The sequence below is a fragment of the Vibrio sp. KUL78 genome (assembly GCF_059725505.1).
Window position 1 is genome coordinate 535,322 of record NZ_AP045837.1, and the last position, 19,503, is coordinate 554,824.

Genomic DNA, 19,503 nt, shown 5'->3' on the forward strand with positions numbered 1-19,503 from the left:
CAGATAGGGACCCCGTTGATGGAACGCTGGCAAGATATTAACAATGTCGTCGTAGTAGGGCTCGGTATTACCGGGCTCTCAGTCGTTAATCACATTCGAAAACATCACTCAAATATCGCTATCAAGGTTATGGATAGTCGCGATAATCCACCTGGAGCGGAGCAGCTGCCGACTGACGTAGCCTTGCATACTGGAAGCTTTGAATCTGAGTGGCTATTAAGCGCTGATTTAGTGGTATGCAATCCAGGCATTGCGCTGGCGACGCCAGAAATTGATCAAGCACTGCAAGGTGGTGTACGTGTCGTTGGGGATATCGAGCTGTTTGCGTGGGCGAATTCCAAACCCGTTATCGCCATAACAGGGTCTAACGGCAAAAGTACGGTTACTGACCTCACCGGTGAGATGGCTAAGGCGGCTGGCTTAACCGTTGGTGTCGGCGGCAACATTGGTGTTCCTGCTCTCGATTTGTTAGAGCTAGATGCGGACCTTTACGTCCTTGAGCTTTCGAGTTTTCAGTTGGAAACGACCTCGTCGCTCAATACCACAGTATCAACCTTCTTGAATCTGTCTGAAGATCATATGGATAGATACGAGGGGATGGACGATTACGCGGAGGCTAAGCGCAGGATCTTCATGCATGCTGATAATGCATTAGTCAACCGAGATGAACCGGACACCTACCCTCTAGAGTCTAATGCTACTGTAACGACGTTCGGCTTTGACTCGACGCAATTTGGCATGCAAGAGGTTGACGGGCGCACATGGCTTGTTGATAGCGGTGAGCTCATCATTGCTACTGACGAGCTTAGCATTGTGGGCAAGCATAACTGGTCTAATGCATTGGTGGCGTGCGGAATACTTAAACTCGCGGGCGTAGACTATCAACAAGCGTTGGAGTGCTTGAAAACGTACCGTGGCCTGAGCCATCGCTGTCAGGTTGTTGCTGACAATAGTGGCGTGAAATGGGTGAATGATTCAAAAGCAACCAATGTAGCAAGCACGCTCGCTGCGTTGTCAGGGCTCTCACTGGACGGCACTCTATACCTGTTGGTCGGTGGCGTAGGTAAAGGGGCCGATTTTTCCGAATTAGCGGCACCGTTAGCAGCGCTTAACGTGAAGCTGTGCTGTTTTGGTCGCGATGGGCATGAGTTTGTGCCACTTCACGATAGCGCGGTGCAATATGCCTCGATGGACGATATCTTGGCTGAGATCACGCCACAGTTACAGCAGGGTGATATGGTCATGCTATCGCCGGCTTGTGCTAGCTTCGATCAGTTTGCCAATTTTATGGCTCGTGGCGATCATTTCACTCAATTAGCTCAGCAATACTCGACACAAGTTAGTTAACACGGACCTGTCACTATGTTTCATCAACTTCGACAACGCACCGTGGGTTGGATGACCCACAGCGCACCTGAAGCGCTCTATGACCGTCAATTGGTTTGGCTGGCGTTTGCGTTGATGGTGACAGGGCTTGTGATGGTGACATCGGCATCGTTTCCGATCAGTTCGAGACTCACCGACCAACCATTCCATTTTATGTTCCGTCATGCGATCTTTTTAGTTCTCGCGCTTGGAACTTCTTCAGTGGTGCTGCAAGTTCCGATCGCCAAATGGTTTAAATACAGCAGTTATCTGCTCGCACTATCCATTTTCCTATTGATTGTCGTACTCGTCGTCGGTAAATCGGTGAATGGTGCCTCTCGCTGGATCCCACTAGGGCTGTTTAACCTGCAGCCCGCCGAAGTCGCGAAGCTATCGCTGTTTATCTTTATGTCCGGCTATTTGGTCAGAAAGCAAGATGAGGTGCGTCAGTCGTTTTTTGGCGGCTTTATTAAACCTATTATGGTGTTTACCACGTTTGCAATTTTGCTGCTTGGACAACCCGATCTAGGTACGGTTGTAGTTATGCTGGTCACCCTGTTTGGACTGCTGTTCATCGCTGGAGCTAAGCTATCCCAGTTCATCGCTCTCTTTGTCGCTGGTGTCAGCGCGGTGATTGCTTTGATTCTGGTTGAGCCCTATCGTGTCAGGCGTGTAACCTCGTTTCTCGACCCTTGGGAAGACCCGTTCGGCAGTGGCTATCAGTTGACTCAATCCTTGATGGCGTTCGGGCGTGGTAACTGGATGGGGCAAGGGCTTGGTAACTCAGTTCAAAAACTCGAGTACCTCCCTGAGGCGCATACTGACTTTGTATTCGCGGTATTGGCGGAAGAGCTCGGGTTTATTGGCGTTGTCTTGGTGCTAATGTTGGTATTTGCTCTGGTGATAAAGGCACTCTACATCGGTAAGCGAGCGTTTGAAAAGCAGCAGTTCTTTGGCGGCTATTTATGCTTCGCTATCGGTATCTGGTTTGCATTTCAAACCTTGGTTAACGTTGGTGCTGCTGCGGGTATGGTGCCGACCAAAGGCTTGACCCTGCCATTGATCAGTTACGGTGGCTCCAGTTTGATTATTATGTCGGTCGCCGTTTCTATATTGCTGCGTGTCGATCATGAATGCCGTTTGCTGCCTGACGTTGCTCCAGAGCCGCCTCAGAAAAGTAAGCCCGAAACAGATAAAAAACAGACTCAAAATGACAAAGAATAAACGTTTAATGGTGATGGCTGGTGGTACTGGTGGTCACGTTTTTCCAGGTCTTGCAGTAGCAAAACGCTTACAAGAGCAAGGGTGGGAAATCCGCTGGCTTGGCACGGCAGACCGAATGGAAGCCGATCTAGTGCCTAAACACGGCATAGAGATTGATTTCATCAAGGTGAAGGGCCTTAGAGGCCAAGGAATTGCTAAGCTTATTAAGGCACCATTTCAGATCTTCAGTGCTATCTTGCAGGCTCGTCAGCACTTAAAACGCTGGAAACCCGATGCGGTATTGGGCATGGGAGGGTATGTCAGTGGCCCAGGTGGCGTGGCAGCTTGGACAATGGGTATTCCTGTTGTACTTCATGAGCAAAACGGGGTAGCGGGGCTGACCAATCAGTGGCTATCTAAGATTGCCAAAAAGGTATTCCAAGCCTTCCCAGGCGCTTTTCCTAATGCAGAGGTGGTCGGAAACCCAGTACGCCAAGACTTGGTGGATATTGAGTCGCCAGATACAAGACTCGATGGTCGCGAAGGCGATATTCGAATCCTTGTCATGGGGGGCAGCCAAGGGGCTCGCATCCTTAATCACACATTACCACCTGTGATGGCAGCGCTAGGAAATGGCTACACCATTCGCCATCAGGCGGGTAAAGGAAGTCAGCAAGAGGTCTCAGCGCTCTATCAGCAACATCAGGTCGATAGCGCTGAGGTAACGGAGTTTATCGATGACGTCTCCGAGGCATATCAGTGGGCAGACCTGGTTGTCTGTCGTTCAGGAGCGCTTACCGTTTCTGAATTAGCTGCGGTGGGAGTGGGCGCGATTTTTATTCCATTTATGCACAAAGATCGTCAGCAAGCGCTCAATGGTGACCACCTTGTCGATTGCAATGCCGCCTACATGATTGAACAGCCAGAGCTCACGGTAGAAAAACTGACCGAGCAGATACGCACATTAGACAGAGCTCAGCTAAAAGACTTGGCAATCAATGCACGAGGTGCAGCCAAGTTAGACGCCGATACGCGCGTCGCAAATGAAATTATTGAATTAACGAAATAGATTAACGAGACGAACCCATGACACAGCAACAAACTCCAGATTTAGCGCAGATCCGTGCCTTGATACCAGAGATGAGACGAGTCAAGTGCATTCACTTTGTTGGTATCGGTGGCGCCGGCATGAGCGGTATTGCTGAAGTACTTCTTAATGAAGGCTACCAGATCACAGGTTCCGATCTGGCTGAAAACGCTGTGACTGCACGCCTGCAGCAAAAAAGGCGCAACGATTTTCATTGGCCACGCTGCAAGTAACATTGATCTGGCGAGCGTTGTTGTTGTCTCTACGGCAATTGACCCTGAAAACCCAGAGTTAGTAGCTGCAAAAGAATCACGCATTCCAGTGGTTCGTCGTGCTGAGATGCTTGCTGAGCTGATGCGTTTTAGACATGGTATTGCAGTTGCAGGTACACATGGCAAAACCACAACCACAGCTCTAGTGACACAAATTTACTCAGAAGCGGGCATGGATCCGACGTTCGTGAATGGTGGTCTAGTGAAAAGCGCAGGTACCAATGCGCGTCTAGGTTCAAGCCGTATTCTCATCGCCGAGGCTGATGAAAGTGATGCATCATTCTTGCACCTTCAGCCAATGGTGAGCATTGTTACTAATATCGAAGCCGATCATATGGATACCTATGGCGGTGATTTCGATACGCTTAAGCAGACCTTTATCGACTTCTTACATAACCTACCATTCTACGGTCAGGCGGTAATGTGTGTTGATGATCCTGTGGTACGTGAGCTGATTCCAAGTGTGAGTCGTCAAGTTATCACCTACGGTTTCTCCGATGACGCGGATGTTCGTATCGAGAATTATCGCCAAGAAGGACAGCAAGGTAAGTTTACCGTTGTCAGAAAAGGCCGAGAAAACCTTGAGATTACCCTGAATATTCCGGGTAAACACAATGCGCTGAATGCATCCGCTGCGATAGCGGTGGCGACAGAAGACAACATCAGTGATGAAGCGATTGTGAAAGCCATGCTCGGTACTGAGGGTACTGGACGTCGCTTCGAGCACCTCGGTGAGTTTGAAACTGGTAATGGTAACGTCATGTTGGTCGATGATTATGGTCATCACCCAACCGAAGTCGATGTCACAATCAAAGCAGCACGTAATGGTTGGTCAGATAAGCGCTTAGTGATGGTATTCCAGCCGCACCGTTATAGCCGCACCCGTGACCTGTATGATGACTTTGCGAATGTGCTTGAACAGGTTGATGTGTTAGTGATGCTGGATGTTTACTCCGCAGGCGAAGCTCCAATCGCGGGTGCAGATGGACGCTCACTGTGTCGTACTATTCGTACTCGTGGTAAGCTAGATCCAGTTTTTGTTCCAGAAATGAGTGGTTTACCATCAGTTTTATCCAATCTCTTGCAAGACGGCGACCTTGTCTTGACGCAAGGGGCGGGTGATATTGGTAAAGTAGCCAAGCAGCTGGAGCAGATGAAACTGAACATCCAAGTGATGAAAAATAGCTGATACGTCGATTTTCGAGATTGACTGATAATTTATGAGTTCGATTGAGCGATATAGAGAATTGATCGCCCATTCGAACTTTTTTGTTGTTTCAGTGCGCAAAAGCCCAGTTTTCTTGGGTTGAGTGTTTGATAGTTTGATATTGATTAGTATAATCCTAAGGTTAACACCATTAGATTAGACTCTTATTCCACTATCTTAAGGAAAGGCGAAGAGAAGTTAATAAGGGACCAAAGAGTTTGACTGAAACTTCAGACAGCAGTGTAGAGCTAACGCGTCGAGCTTCCTTGTTTTCAAAACACGGGATCGGGGCGATTTTTTTATTTGCAGTGATCGCAGTCATCGGTTCAACACTTTATTCCACCATTAGCTGGATGTGGGACGACCAGCGCCTTCCCTTATCGAAAATAGTGCTTCAGGGTGATCTAACCCATGTGACAGCCAAAGATGTTCAGCACGCGTTTGCGGGTCTTGAGCATATTGGCACATTCATGTCGCAGGACATTGATGTGCTCCAACAAAGTGTTGAGCAAATTCCATGGGTATCGCAAGCATCGGTTCGTAAACAGTGGCCGGATACCGTGAAGGTATTTCTCACTGAGTATCAGGCAAGTGCTATCTGGAATGGCATTGATATGCTAGATATTCATGGCGTTGTGTTTAGTGGCGATGTGTCGGTTATCGAAGAACAGAAAGTAAAACTCTATGGTCCTGAAGGGACCGAGCGTTACGTTCTTGATACCTACCGCGATAGTAACGCGAAATTGGCTGAGCTAGGATTGGCGATCTCTTCTCTGGTATTGAACGAGCGCCGTGCTTGGCAAGTGATTCTTGATAATGGAATCCGCTTGGAGCTGGGTAAAGACGCCTTAGACGAACGTTTACAGCGATTTATGTCTCTGTATCGCGAACTAGGCGAGAAAGTATCGCAGATTAGCTACATTGATTTGCGCTATGACACCGGGGCAGCGGTTGGCTGGTTCCCAGTCGAAGAAGCACCTAGCAGCGAAGCTTCAAAAGCGAATACAACAGGGTGACTGGTTTTATGTATCGATAAGCCTTGCGTATCGATACTTAAGTTCAGTTAGGAATTGGACAACCCAAGCGAGTTGTTCTCTGGGAATTGAGATAGCGAAACATAAGAGAGTACAGATGACGAAGACCACGGATGACAATATTATTGTCGGTCTTGATATTGGCACTGCGACCGTATCTGCTTTAGTCGGTGAAGTATTACCAGACGGGCAGGTAAATATCATTGGTGCAGGTTCTAGTCCTTCTCGCGGAATGGACAAAGGTGGCGTTAACGACCTTGAGTCAGTGGTCAAGTCCGTGCAACGTGCTGTCGATCAAGCTGAGCTCATGGCGGAATGCCAAATCAGCAACGTCTTTATCTCTCTTTCTGGTAAGCATATTGCAAGCCGAATTGAAAAAGGCATGGGAACCATTTCTGAAGAGGAAGTGTCACAGGATGATATGGATCGGGCGATTCATACCGCGAAATCCATAAAAATCGGTGATGAACAGCGCATACTGCATGTGATTCCTCAGGAATTTACCATAGACTATCAAGAAGGGATAAAAAACCCGCTTGGTCTGTCTGGGGTTCGTATGGAAGTCAGTGTCCACTTGATCTCTTGTCACAATGATATGGCAAGAAACATCATTAAAGCGGTAGAGCGCTGCGGCTTGAAAGTGGAACAGCTAGTGTTCTCTGGTCTTGCCTCAAGCAATGCGGTTATTACAGAAGACGAGCGTGAGCTTGGTGTCTGTGTGGTCGATATTGGTGCAGGCACGATGGATATCTCCATTTGGACTGGTGGCGCATTAAGACATACTGAAGTCTTCTCTTATGCAGGTAATGCCGTGACGAGCGATATCGCATTTGCATTTGGCACACCACTAAGTGATGCAGAAGAGATAAAAGTAAAGTATGGTTGTGCGTTAAGCGAACTAGTAAGTAAAGACGATACGGTCAATGTGCCGAGCGTTGGTGGTCGTCCATCGCGCAGTCTTCAGCGTCAAACACTGGCAGAAGTAATAGAACCACGCTATACAGAATTAATGGGACTTGTAAATCAAACCATTGATAATGTTCAAGCTAAACTAAGAGAGAGCGGTGTAAAACACCATCTCGCAGCAGGCGTTGTCTTAACCGGCGGTGCAGCACAAATTGAAGGGGTTGTGGAGTGTGCAGAGCGCGTATTCCGCAATCAGGTTCGGGTAGGTAAGCCTTTAGAGGTAAGTGGCCTAACGGACTATGTAAAAGAGCCGTATCATTCTACGGCCGTTGGATTACTTCATTACGCAAGAGACAGTCAGATTAATGACGACAATGATTATAACGAACCAAAGCGTCAATCGGTGTCGACAATCTTTGGAAAGTTGCGTAATTGGATACAAAAAGAGTTTTAACCTGAGTTGCAGGAAAACGGAGATAACAAATGTTTGAACCGATGATGGAAATGTCTGACGAAGCTGTCATTAAAGTAGTAGGCGTAGGCGGTGGCGGTGGTAACGCTGTAGAACACATGGTTCGTGAATCAATCGAAGGGGTTGATTTCATTAGTGTTAACACCGATGCTCAAGCATTGCGCAAAACGAGCATCAACCACGTTATTCAAATTGGCGGCGATATCACAAAAGGCTTGGGTGCAGGTGCAAACCCTCAAGTTGGACGTGATGCAGCTCTTGAAGACAAAGAAAGAATTAAAGAAAGCATTACTGGTGCCGATATGGTGTTTATCGCAGCTGGTATGGGCGGCGGTACCGGAACCGGTGCAGCTCCAGTAATTGCTGAAGTAGCGAAAGAGCTAGGCATTCTTACTGTAGCAGTGGTAACTAAGCCATTTAGCTTTGAAGGTAAGAAGCGACTGTTGTTCGCTGAGCAAGGTATCGAAGAGCTTTCAAAGCATGTTGACTCTTTGATCACGATTCCAAACGAGAAGCTTCTTAAAGTACTTGGTCGTGGTGTAACGCTTCTAGAAGCGTTTGCAAGCGCAAATGACGTACTTAAGAATGCGGTTCAAGGTATCGCAGAGCTAATTACTCGCCCTGGCATGATTAACGTCGACTTTGCGGACGTTCGTACCGTGATGTCGGAAATGGGTCATGCAATGATGGGTAGCGGTGTTGCAAAAGGTGAAGATCGTGCAGAAGAAGCGGCAGAGATGGCAATCTCTAGTCCACTTCTAGAAGATATTGATCTTGCCGGTGCGCGTGGTGTGCTTGTTAACATCACCGCGGGTCTTGATATGCGTCTAGATGAATTTGAGACCGTGGGTAACACAGTAAAAGCTTTTGCTTCTGACAATGCAACGGTTGTTATTGGTACCTCTCTAGACCCAGACATGAGCGACGAAATTCGCGTGACTGTGGTTGCAACGGGTATCGGTAATGAGCGTAAGCCAGATATTACGCTAGTCGCAGGTGGCAAAACGCCAGTGACTGCAAGTCAGCCTCAACAGCCAACTCAAGCGCCAGCTGCGAAAGTAGAGGACAAAGTGGCACAATCTTTGCCTGTAAATAATCAGGAAAAGGTTGAGGTAAACACGCCGAATACTGCTAGCTCAGCACCTGTGTCGAGCGGCAATACCAGCGCTGCACCTAAGCCTGAGAAGGAAAGTGGCTACTTAGACATTCCAGCATTTTTGCGTCGTCAAGCAGATTGATAATCTGTGTGAATTTGACATAGCTCAAATTTCTGGTAGGATTCGCGGTTGGTTACATAATCAACCGTGATATGTAGCGTAGATTAAGAGGTTTGTAGATGATCAGACAACGTACGCTTAAAGAAATAGTGACTACTGTAGGAGTGGGCCTTCACTCTGGTCGTAAAGTAACACTAACTTTGCGTCCTGCGGCTGCGAATACTGGTGTTGTATACCGTCGTACTGACGTGAATCCGCCTGTGGATTTTCCTGCGGATCCTCTTTCTGTACGTGACACTATGCTTTGTACTGCGCTTGTTAACGATGAAGGCATCCGTATTTCTACGGTTGAGCACCTCAATGCTGCACTAGCTGGCATGGGCATCGATAACATCATCGTAGAGGTTGATGCACCTGAGATTCCAATCATGGATGGTAGCGCAAGCCCATTCGTATACCTGCTACAACAAGCGGGCATTGAAACTCAGAATGCACCAAAACGATTCATTCGTATCAAGAAACCTGTTCGCTTCGAAGATGGCGATAAGTGGGCTGAACTTCGCCCTTACAATGGTTTCAGAATGGACTTCGAGATTGAGTTTAATCACCCAGCCATCGATGCTGACGAACAGCGTCTTCTGTTTGATTTCTCATCACAAGGTTTTGTAAAAGAAATCTCTCGAGCACGTACTTTCGGCTTTATGCGTGATATCGAATACCTACAATCACAAAACCTAGTTTTGGGTGGTAGCTTCGACAACGCTATTGTTTTGGATGATTACCGTATCCTTAACGAAGAAGGTCTACGATTCGAAAATGAATTCGTAACGCACAAAGTATTGGATGCGATCGGTGACTTGTATATGGCTGGTCATGCCATTATTGGTGAGTTTGCAGCTTATAAGTCAGGTCATGGTCTAAACAACCAACTGCTTCGCGCGGTACTGGCAGACCAAGAAGCGTGGGAATGGGCAACGTTTGAAGAGCAAGCAGGTTCTCCAGTAGCGTTTGCAGACCCGAGCATGGTAATGGCGTAATAACGTCAATACAGAATTTAGAAAAAGTCAGGCTTCATGCCTGACTTTTTTGTTTCTGTCGTTTTTAGCATCACTGGCACGGTGGCAAAAAGTTGCCATCTCAAAAAAGATCGTATCTCTTGAGTGGACGATCATCTGCCGATCTTTTCGATCCTTTTTGCTTTCTGTTTTCCCTAATACCACCACAGCCCTTGTTTCGTGGAGTATAAGTTTTCACTTTTAGCCCTGCTTATCTCGTATTGCTGTCATACTTTTTAGCAAGAATGGTGTACTTTCATCCCTTCAATACCCCAAAACTTCCAAACACATCAAACTAATTGCGGTTAGTTTCGATAGATGCTTGGTTGTTGGGGCAAAAATTCCTTAAACTATGTGCCATTAATTAGCATGTCTGCCTTGAATTCTAGCCGCTTGAACTCAATATCAGTTGGTATAGATTTTATCTCAGTTAGGTCGCTTGGCCTTAGTAGAGACGGAAGGCAATTTTAATAGGTCGAAATGATCTAATGGTAGAGAGAACAAAAACACAATGATTACTAACCTACTGACAAAGGTCATTGGTAGTCGCAACGACAGAACACTGCGTCGACTAAGAAAAATCGTAAAACAGATCAATAACTACGAGCCGCAGTTCGAAGCATTGTCTGATGAAGAACTAAAAGCAAAGACGGTTGAGTTTCGTGAGCGTTTGGACAAAGGTGAAAACCTAGACCAAATCCTACCAGAAGCATTTGCAACTGTTCGCGAAGCATCTAAGCGTGTGTTCGGCATGCGTCACTTCGATGTTCAGCTTATCGGTGGTATGGTTCTTAACTCAGGCCAAATTGCAGAGATGCGTACCGGTGAAGGTAAAACGCTGACTGCAACACTTCCAGCCTATTTGAACGCTCTACCAGGCAAAGGTGTTCACATCGTAACGGTGAACGACTATCTTGCTAAGCGTGATGCGGAAACTAACCGCGCGCTATTCGAATTCCTAGGCATGACGGTTGGTATCAACGTACCAAACATGCACCCTCAAGAGAAGAAAGAAGCTTATCAAGCGGATATCCTATACGGTACGAACAACGAGTTTGGCTTCGACTATCTTCGTGACAACATGGCCTTCCGTGTTGAAGACCGAGTTCAACGCGAACGTTTCTTCGCTGTTGTCGATGAAGTGGACTCCATCCTTATCGATGAAGCACGTACCCCGCTCATTATCTCTGGTCCAGCAGAAGACAGCTCTGATCTTTACACTCGCATCAACACCCTAATCCCGAATCTTGAACAGCAAGAGCAAGAAGATTCTGAAGAGTACCGCGGTGACGGTCACTATACGGTTGATGAGAAATCTAAGCAGGTTCACCTGACTGAGACCGGTCAAGAGTACGTTGAAGAATTGCTAATCAAAAACGGTCTGATGGAAGAAGGCGATACACTGTATTCACCAACTAACATTAGCCTATTGCACCACGTTAATGCTGCACTGCGTGCTCACGTGCTGTTTGAGAAGAACGTTGACTATATCGTTAACGAGCAAGGCGAAGTGGTTATCGTTGATGAGCACACGGGTCGTACTATGCCTGGTCGTCGTTGGTCTGAAGGTCTTCACCAAGCGGTTGAAGCTAAAGAAGGCGTTAAGATCCAGAATGAAAACCAGACGCTGGCATCGATTACCTTCCAGAATTACTTCCGTCTATACGACAAACTGTCGGGCATGACTGGTACCGCTGATACTGAAGCATTCGAATTCCAATCTATCTACGGCCTAGAGACGGTGGTTATCCCAACCAACAAACCTATGGTACGTAACGATATGCCGGATGTGGTTTATCGTACAGAGATGGAGAAATTCAACGCCATCATCGAAGATATCAAAGAGCGTGCGGCAAATGGTCAGCCTATTCTGGTTGGTACGGTATCGATTGAAAAATCAGAGTTGCTATCAAACGCTCTGAAGCAAGCGAAGATCAAGCACAACGTACTTAACGCGAAATTCCACGAGCGTGAGGCGGAAATCGTTGCTGAAGCGGGTACGCCAGGCGCAGTGACCATCGCAACTAACATGGCAGGTCGTGGTACCGATATCGTGTTGGGTGGTAGCTGGCAGTCGAAGGTTGAGCAGCTAGATAACCCATCTCAAGAGCAGATCGACGCTATTAAGGCTGAGTGGAAAGTGATTCATGATCAAGTGCTAGAAGCCGGTGGTCTGCACATCATCGGTACTGAGCGTCACGAATCTCGTCGTATCGATAACCAGCTTCGTGGTCGTTCTGGTCGTCAGGGGGACGCGGGTTCTTCTCGCTTCTACCTATCAATGGAAGACCAACTACTTCGTATCTTCACCTCTGATCGTATGGCGAGTCTTATCCAGAGCGGTATGGAAGAAGGCGAAGCGATTGAAAGTAAGATGCTGTCTCGCTCAATCGAGAAAGCACAGCGTAAAGTGGAAGGTCGCAACTTCGACATCCGTAAACAGCTTCTTGAGTTTGATGACGTGGCGAACGATCAGCGTAAGGTGGTCTACGAGCTACGTGATGAACTAATGACCGCTGATGACATTAGCGAGATGCTAGAGCAAAACCGCGCTGACGTCTTTACTTCTGTTATCGATGAATACATCCCGCCACAGTCGCTTGAAGATATGTGGGACATCGAAGGTCTTCAAGAGCGTCTTAAGAATGACTTTGACCTTGATCTGGCGATCAAATCTTGGTTGGAAGAAGACGACAAGCTTTATGAAGAAGCACTGCGCGAGAAAATCTTGGATACTGCTGTCACTATCTACAAAGAGAAAGAAGAGACCGTTGGTGCTCAAGTACTGCGTAACTTCGAAAAGTCTGTGATGCTACAAACACTAGATACGCTTTGGAAAGAGCACCTAGCGGCGATGGATCACCTACGTCAAGGCATCCACCTTCGTGGCTACGCACAGAAGAACCCGAAACAAGAGTACAAGCGTGAGTCGTTTGAATTGTTCGAGCAATTGCTAGATTCTTTGAAGATTGATGTCATCACCATTCTTTCTAAAGTACGCGTACAGCAGCAAGAAGAAGTGGAACGTATGGAAGCTCAGCGCCAAGCACAAGCTGAAGCTGCAGCAGCAAAAGCGCAGGCTCAACACGCGAACGCAGAGAACCAGTTGGCGGATAACTCTGAACAAGAGCAAGAAGGTTCAGCACAACCTATGGTACGCGAAGAGCGTAAGGTTGGTCGTAACGAGCCTTGCCCATGTGGTAGCGGTAAGAAGTACAAGCAATGCCACGGTAAAATCAACTAAACCACGGTATTGAAGAAAAGAGTCGCATTAAGCGGCTCTTTTTTTATGCTAACGTTATTAGTCCGCGCAGATAGCGTGAGCCTGATTAGAATAGTGAAAACAACAATAACAGTGAGGAAAGGAAGTGAAGCGAGTTCATATTGTCGCCGCCATTATCTTCAATCAAGATAAGTCTCAAATCTACATTACCAAGAGACCCGATAACCTACACAAAGGTGGTTTTTGGGAGTTCCCAGGTGGCAAGGTTGAAGTGGGTGAAACGATTCAAGAAGCCATTGCTCGTGAACTGTATGAAGAGATTGATATCAAAGTGACAGAGCAGATGCTTTTTGAACATCTTCTGCATGATTACCCTGAGAAGTCGTTAGAGTTCGATTTCATCTCAGTAACAGGTTTTGAAGGTGTGCCTTTTGGTAAAGAAGGGCAGGAAGGACGCTGGGTCAGTATCAGTGAATTGGCAGATTATAGCTTCCCTGAAGCCAACGTGCCTATCTTGAACAAAGTCATCGAAAAATACCGTTAAAATTGGTAACTGTGCTAGCAGCCCTAATTGCTTTACGTTACATTGGTAGCAACACAAAACAACGGAGAATAACGCAATGGTAAGAATTGCGATTGCAGGAGCAGCGGGCCGCATGGGTCGCAACCTAGTAAAAGCAACATTTCACAACAAACAAGCGACCGTGGGAGCGGGCTCTGAGCGTCCTGAGTCTTCACTCGTTGGCGTTGATGTTGGTGAGCTATGTGGTGAAGGGCGCTTTGATGTCGCGCTGGTTGATGATTTGGCGAAGTCAATTGCCGACTTTGATGTGATTATCGACTTTACTGCACCGAAAAGTACCCTTGCGAATCTAGAGCTGTGCAAACAGCATGGTAAAAAAATGGTCATTGGTACCACAGGTTTCAGCGAAGAAGAGAAAGAGCTCATCGATGAAGCGGCTAAGGTGGTTCCGGTTGTCATGGCACCAAACTACAGCGTTGGTGTAAACCTAGTATTTAAACTGCTAGAGAAAGCAGCGAAGGTCATGGGTGATTACTGTGATATCGAAATCGTAGAAGCACACCACCGCCATAAAGTTGATGCGCCTTCTGGCACAGCAATTGGTATGGGTGAGGCGATCGCGGGCGCGATGGGTAATGAGCTTAATGATGTGGCAGTCTACGCTCGTGAAGGCATTACTGGTGAGCGAACTCGTGATGAAATTGGCTTTGCGACGATTCGCGCTGGTGACATTATCGGTGAGCACACAGCGATGTTTGCTGATATCGGCGAGCGTGTTGAGATCACTCATAAAGCGACCGATCGTATGACCTTTGCTAATGGCGCAGTCAAAGCCGCTGTGTGGCTTAATGATAAGCCTGCCGGTTTCTATACCATGACCGAAGTGCTCGGTTTAGACAGCATTTAGAAAAAGCGCCAGTATGGCGCTTTTTTTATACCCTAAAGAGGTGTGATCACCAGAAACAACAAGTACATAAATATTCTGGAAACGATAGCCTGAGTGACTACAAACTCCTTAGGGTTTAAATTTCATGAATGGTTGCAAAATGTACAAGAATTGTGGTTTTTATCTGTTTTTATGGGGCTTTTTTGTGGTTTTTTAATTTAAACCTCTATTTTTGTGTGTTTTGTCTGTTTGGCTATCGTTTGCGCAAATAGTTGTTGCAAATTTTGTCGTGTGACGGTGAGTTTCTTTGTAGAAAAACTATGCTTGCCGTTAACTGATTGAATTTTTCTTTGTAAATGTTCATTTTTGGCGGTTTTAAACAAAAAATTCGCCAGTGACTATAAAATTTAGATTTATTTTTCCATGCTTGTTGACACAAAACGCCGGCATCATTAGAATACCGCCAATTTGTCTGAACTACCTAAAACCGCTTATTTATAGCGAAGAGGAAGGCAAATCTGCAATTTAATTTAAAATTTATGCATTTTTATTCTGGAGGTTGTCTTGAGTAAATCAGCACTGTTAGTCCTAGAAGATGGGACAGTGTTCCGCGGTGTTTCCATTGGAGCAGATGGTTTATCCGTTGGTGAAGTTGTTTTTAATACCTCGATGACGGGGTACCAAGAAATCCTCACTGATCCTTCCTATTCTCAACAGATTGTCACTCTTACTTATCCTCATATTGGCAATACTGGTACTAATAAAGAAGACGAAGAGTCTTCAGCAATCCACGCACAAGGCCTTGTGATCCGCGATCTTCCTCTCATCGCTTCTAACTTCCGTAATGAACAGTCACTTTCAGACTACCTTAAGTCTCAAAATATCGTTGGTATCGCAGACATCGATACACGTAAGCTGACTCGTCTTCTACGTGAGAAAGGCGCTCAGAACGGTTGTATCGTTGCTGGTGATAACCTAGACGAAGCGCTAGCACTGGCGAAAGCGAAAGAGTTCCCTGGCTTGAAAGGTATGGACCTTGCGAAAGAAGTAACAACGCAAGAAACGTATCAATGGAAACAGGGTTCGTGGACACTCGAGGGTGGCCTTCCTGAAGCGAAAGACGACAGCGAGCTGCCATATCACGTTGTTGCTTACGACTTCGGTGCAAAACGCAACATCCTACGTATGCTTGTAGACCGCGGCTGCCGCCTAACAGTGGTTCCAGCGCAAACTTCTGCTGAAGACGTGCTTGCACTTAACCCAGATGGCGTATTCCTATCAAACGGCCCTGGTGACCCAGCGCCATGTACTTACGCTATCGAAGCAACAAAAGTATTCCTAGACAAAGGCCTACCAATCTTCGGTATCTGCCTTGGTCACCAAATCTTGGCTCTAGCGTCTGGTGCGCAAACAGTGAAGATGAAGTTTGGCCACCATGGTGCAAACCACCCAGTGAAAGACCTAGACCGTGATGTAGTAATGATTACTTCACAGAACCACGGCTTTGCTGCAGATGAAGAGACGCTGCCAGAGAACCTACGTGCAACGCACAAATCTCTGTTCGACGGCACACTTCAAGGTATCCACCGTACAGATAAGCCAGCGTTCAGCTTCCAGGGTCACCCTGAAGCGAGCCCAGGTCCACACGATGCAGCGCCATTGTTTGACCACTTCATCGACCTAATTAAAGAACATAAAGCGTAATTCGGAGTAGTTGAGAATGCCAAAACGTACTGACTTAAAAAGTATTCTAATTCTTGGTGCTGGCCCAATCGTTATCGGTCAGGCTTGTGAGTTTGACTACTCAGGTGCTCAAGCGTGTAAAGCACTGCGCGAAGAAGGTTACCGAGTTATTCTTGTGAACTCGAACCCTGCAACTATCATGACTGACCCAGACATGGCAGATGCAACTTACATTGAGCCTATCCAATGGGAAGTGGTTCGCAACATCATCGAGAAAGAGCGCCCAGATGCAGTACTACCTACTATGGGTGGTCAAACTGCACTTAACTGTGCTCTAGACCTAGAAAAACACGGCGTATTAGCTGAGTTCGGTGTAGAGATGATCGGTGCAACGGCTGACGCTATCGATAAAGCAGAAGACCGTTCTCGCTTCGATAAAGCGATGAAGTCAATTGGCCTAGAGTGTCCACGTGCAGACACGGCTAAGACTATGGAAGAAGCGTACGCGGTTCTTGATATGGTTGGCTTCCCTTGTATCATTCGTCCTTCTTTCACTATGGGTGGTACCGGTGGTGGTATCGCGTATAACAAAGAAGAATTCGAAGAGATCTGTCGTCGCGGCCTAGACCTTTCTCCAACGAATGAGCTGCTTATCGATGAGTCGCTAATCGGTTGGAAAGAGTACGAGATGGAAGTGGTTCGTGACAAAGCGGACAACTGTATCATCGTTTGTGCGATTGAAAACTTCGACCCAATGGGTATCCACACTGGTGACTCAATCACAGTGGCGCCAGCGCAAACGCTGACGGACAAAGAATACCAATTGATGCGTAACGCTTCTCTAGCGGTACTGCGTGAAATCGGTGTAGAAACTGGTGGTTCAAACGTTCAGTTTGGTATCAACCCGAAAGATGGCCGTATGGTTATCATCGAGATGAACCCACGTGTATCTCGTTCTTCTGCTCTAGCATCTAAAGCAACAGGTTTCCCAATCGCGAAGATTGCTGCGAAGCTAGCGGTTGGCTTTACTCTAGACGAGCTAATGAACGACATCACGGGCGGCGCAACACCAGCATCGTTCGAACCAACAATCGACTACGTTGTGACTAAGATCCCTCGCTTCAACTTCGAGAAGTTCGCGGGCGCTAACGACCGTCTAACGACTCAGATGAAGTCAGTTGGTGAGGTAATGGCGATTGGTCGTAACCAACAAGAATCTCTACAAAAAGCACTTCGTGGCCTAGAAGTTGGCGCGAACGGCTTTGACGAGATGGTTGACCTAGACTCTCCAGACGCACTGTCTAAAATCCGTCACGAGCTGAAAGAAGCGGGCGCGGAGCGTATCTGGTACATCGCAGACGCATTCCGTGCAGGTCTGTCTGTGGACGGTGTATTCAACCTAACGCAAATTGACCGTTGGTTCCTAGTTCAAATCGAAGAGCTTGTGAAACTAGAGAACGAAGTTAAAGCTGGCGGTTTTGCAGGTCTTACTGAAGACGTCCTTCGCAAGATGAAGCGCAAAGGCTTCGCAGATGCTCGCCTATCGACTCTACTAGGTGTGTCTGAAAGCGAAATCCGTCGTCTACGTGACCAGTACGAGATTCACCCTGTTTACAAGCGCGTTGATACCTGTGCTGCAGAATTTTCATCTGACACAGCTTACATGTACTCATCTTACGATGAAGAGTGTGAAGCGCAGCCAACAGACAAAGACAAGATCATGGTTCTGGGCGGTGGTCCTAACCGTATCGGTCAAGGTATCGAATTTGACTACTGTTGTGTACACGCGTCTCTTGCACTGCGTGAAGACGGTTACGAAACCATCATGGTTAACTGTAATCCAGAAACAGTATCAACGGACTACGACACGTCAGACCGTCTGTACTTCGAACCTGTAACGCTTGAAGATGTACTGTCAATCGTACGCGTTGAGAAGCCAAAAGGCGTTATCGTTCAGTACGGTGGTCAAACGCCTCTGAAACTAGCACGTGCTCTTGAAGCAGCTGGCGTGCCAATCATTGGTACTAGCCCAGACGCTATCGACCGTGCAGAAGACCGTGAGCGCTTCCAAGTTGCTGTAGACCGTCTAGGCCTACTACAACCAGAAAACGCAACAGTAACCACGCTTGAGCAAGCGGTTGATAAGTCTCGTGAAATCGGCTTCCCACTGGTTGTACGTCCTTCATACGTACTGGGTGGTCGTGCGATGGAAATCGTATACGACGAGCAAGACCTACGTCGCTACTTCAACGAAGCAGTAAGCGTGTCTAACGAATCGCCAGTACTTCTAGATAGCTTCCTTGACGATGCAGTAGAAGTGGATATCGACGCTATCTGTGACGGCGAGCGTGTGGTTATCGGCGGTATCATGGAGCACATCGAGCAAGCAGGTGTTCACTCAGGTGACTCAGCATGTTCACTTCCGGCTTACACACTAAGCGCAGAAATCCAAGATGTGATGCGTGAGCAAGTTGAGAAGCTAGCATTCGAGTTGGGTGTACGCGGTCTGATGAACACTCAGTTTGCGGTTAAGAACAACAAGGTTTACCTAATCGAAGTAAACCCACGTGCAGCTCGTACTGTACCGTTTGTTTCTAAAGCAACAGGTGCACCGCTTGCGAAAATCGCAGCGCGCGTAATGGCAGGTCAATCTCTCGAGTCTCAAGGCTTTACTAAAGAGATCATCCCACCATACTACTCTGTGAAAGAAGTGGTACTGCCGTTCAACAAGTTCCCTGGTGTTGACCCACTACTAGGCCCAGAAATGCGCTCTACCGGTGAAGTTATGGGTGTTGGCGCAACGTTCGCAGAAGCTTACTCGAAAGCAGAACTTGGTTGTGGCAATGTTTACCCAGAAGGCGGCCGCGCACTACTGTCTGTTCGCGAAGGCGACAAGCAGCGTGTTGTTGACCTAGCCTCTAAGCTAACTAAGCTTGGTTACCAGCTAGATGCAACACACGGTACAGCGGTAATCCTAGGTGAAGCGGGCATCAACCCTCGTCTTGTGAACAAGGTACACGAAGGTCGTCCACACATCCTAGACCGCATAAAGAACAACGAGTACACCTACATCGTGAACACGACCGCAGGTCGTCAATCGATTGAAGACTCAAAAGTTCTACGTCGCGGTGCTCTGGCTGAGAAAGTGAACTACACAACAACGCTAAACGCAGCGTTTGCAACGTGTATGGCTCACACTGCTGATGCGAAAGTATCAGTAACGTCAGTACAAGAGCTGCACGAGCAGATCAAAAACGCCTAATCGCGTAACACAATAAGAATAGAGAGGTGAGTTATCACCTCCTAGACAACCTCATTGCCCGCTCAATTGAGCGGGCTTTTTTTACCTGTCCAATAAACGATTCCAATC

Annotated in this window: 12 protein-coding genes and 1 pseudogene; all 13 read left to right on the forward strand. The window is 47.2% G+C overall.

Annotation, left to right across the window (positions count from 1 at the left end; all coding sequences use genetic code 11):
* Window positions 1-18: 18 nt before the first annotated feature.
* The gene (gene murD / locus AC6I8Y_RS02730) at window positions 19-1,347 is read left to right on the forward strand and encodes a UDP-N-acetylmuramoyl-L-alanine--D-glutamate ligase (protein ID WP_498020734.1); all 1,329 of its coding nucleotides are present in this window, start codon (window positions 19-21) and stop codon (window positions 1,345-1,347) included.
* 15 nt (window positions 1,348-1,362) lie between these two features.
* Window positions 1,363-2,589, forward strand: a complete 1,227-nt coding sequence (ftsW, locus tag AC6I8Y_RS02735) for a cell division protein FtsW (protein ID WP_286036896.1) — start codon at window positions 1,363-1,365, stop codon at window positions 2,587-2,589.
* A complete protein-coding gene (gene murG / locus AC6I8Y_RS02740) occupies window positions 2,576-3,637 on the forward strand; it encodes an undecaprenyldiphospho-muramoylpentapeptide beta-N-acetylglucosaminyltransferase (protein ID WP_498020735.1) in 1,062 nt (353 codons plus the stop codon). Before ftsW ends, murG begins: the two co-directional genes overlap by 14 nt.
* 17 nt (window positions 3,638-3,654) lie before the next feature.
* Window positions 3,655-5,116, forward strand: a pseudogene (gene murC, locus AC6I8Y_RS02745) (UDP-N-acetylmuramate--L-alanine ligase).
* A gap of 284 nt (window positions 5,117-5,400) precedes the next feature.
* A complete protein-coding gene (locus AC6I8Y_RS02750) occupies window positions 5,401-6,150 on the forward strand; it encodes a cell division protein FtsQ/DivIB (protein ID WP_234496123.1) in 750 nt (249 codons plus the stop codon).
* 115 nt (window positions 6,151-6,265) lie between these two features.
* Window positions 6,266-7,528: a cell division protein FtsA gene (gene ftsA / locus AC6I8Y_RS02755; RefSeq protein ID WP_042476016.1), complete on the forward strand. Its 1,263-nt coding sequence runs from the start codon at window positions 6,266-6,268 to the stop codon at window positions 7,526-7,528.
* A gap of 29 nt (window positions 7,529-7,557) precedes the next feature.
* Window positions 7,558-8,784 carry a cell division protein FtsZ gene (gene ftsZ / locus AC6I8Y_RS02760; protein ID WP_042476019.1) on the forward strand — a complete coding sequence of 409 codons (1,227 nt, stop codon included), beginning with the start codon at window positions 7,558-7,560 and terminating at the stop codon, window positions 8,782-8,784.
* Window positions 8,785-8,882: 98 nt separating this feature from the next.
* Window positions 8,883-9,800, forward strand: a complete 918-nt coding sequence (lpxC, locus tag AC6I8Y_RS02765; RefSeq protein ID WP_042476021.1) for a UDP-3-O-acyl-N-acetylglucosamine deacetylase — start codon at window positions 8,883-8,885, stop codon at window positions 9,798-9,800.
* A gap of 529 nt (window positions 9,801-10,329) precedes the next feature.
* Window positions 10,330-13,062 (forward strand): preprotein translocase subunit SecA, encoded by a 2,733-nt coding sequence (secA, locus tag AC6I8Y_RS02770; protein ID WP_234494504.1) that lies wholly within the window; start codon window positions 10,330-10,332, stop codon window positions 13,060-13,062.
* 124 nt (window positions 13,063-13,186) lie between these two features.
* Complete coding sequence (gene mutT, locus AC6I8Y_RS02775; RefSeq protein ID WP_394153003.1) at window positions 13,187-13,585, forward strand: 8-oxo-dGTP diphosphatase MutT; 399 nt, start codon at window positions 13,187-13,189, stop codon at window positions 13,583-13,585.
* A gap of 76 nt (window positions 13,586-13,661) precedes the next feature.
* The gene (gene dapB / locus AC6I8Y_RS02780) at window positions 13,662-14,471 is read left to right on the forward strand and encodes a 4-hydroxy-tetrahydrodipicolinate reductase (protein WP_252013465.1); all 810 of its coding nucleotides are present in this window, start codon (window positions 13,662-13,664) and stop codon (window positions 14,469-14,471) included.
* A 543-nt stretch (window positions 14,472-15,014) separates the two neighbouring features.
* Window positions 15,015-16,154 carry a glutamine-hydrolyzing carbamoyl-phosphate synthase small subunit gene (gene carA / locus AC6I8Y_RS02785; protein WP_112459856.1) on the forward strand — a complete coding sequence of 380 codons (1,140 nt, stop codon included), beginning with the start codon at window positions 15,015-15,017 and terminating at the stop codon, window positions 16,152-16,154.
* A 16-nt stretch (window positions 16,155-16,170) separates the two neighbouring features.
* Complete coding sequence (gene carB, locus AC6I8Y_RS02790; protein WP_394153006.1) at window positions 16,171-19,395, forward strand: carbamoyl-phosphate synthase large subunit; 3,225 nt, start codon at window positions 16,171-16,173, stop codon at window positions 19,393-19,395.
* The last annotated feature ends 108 nt before the right edge of the window (window positions 19,396-19,503 follow it).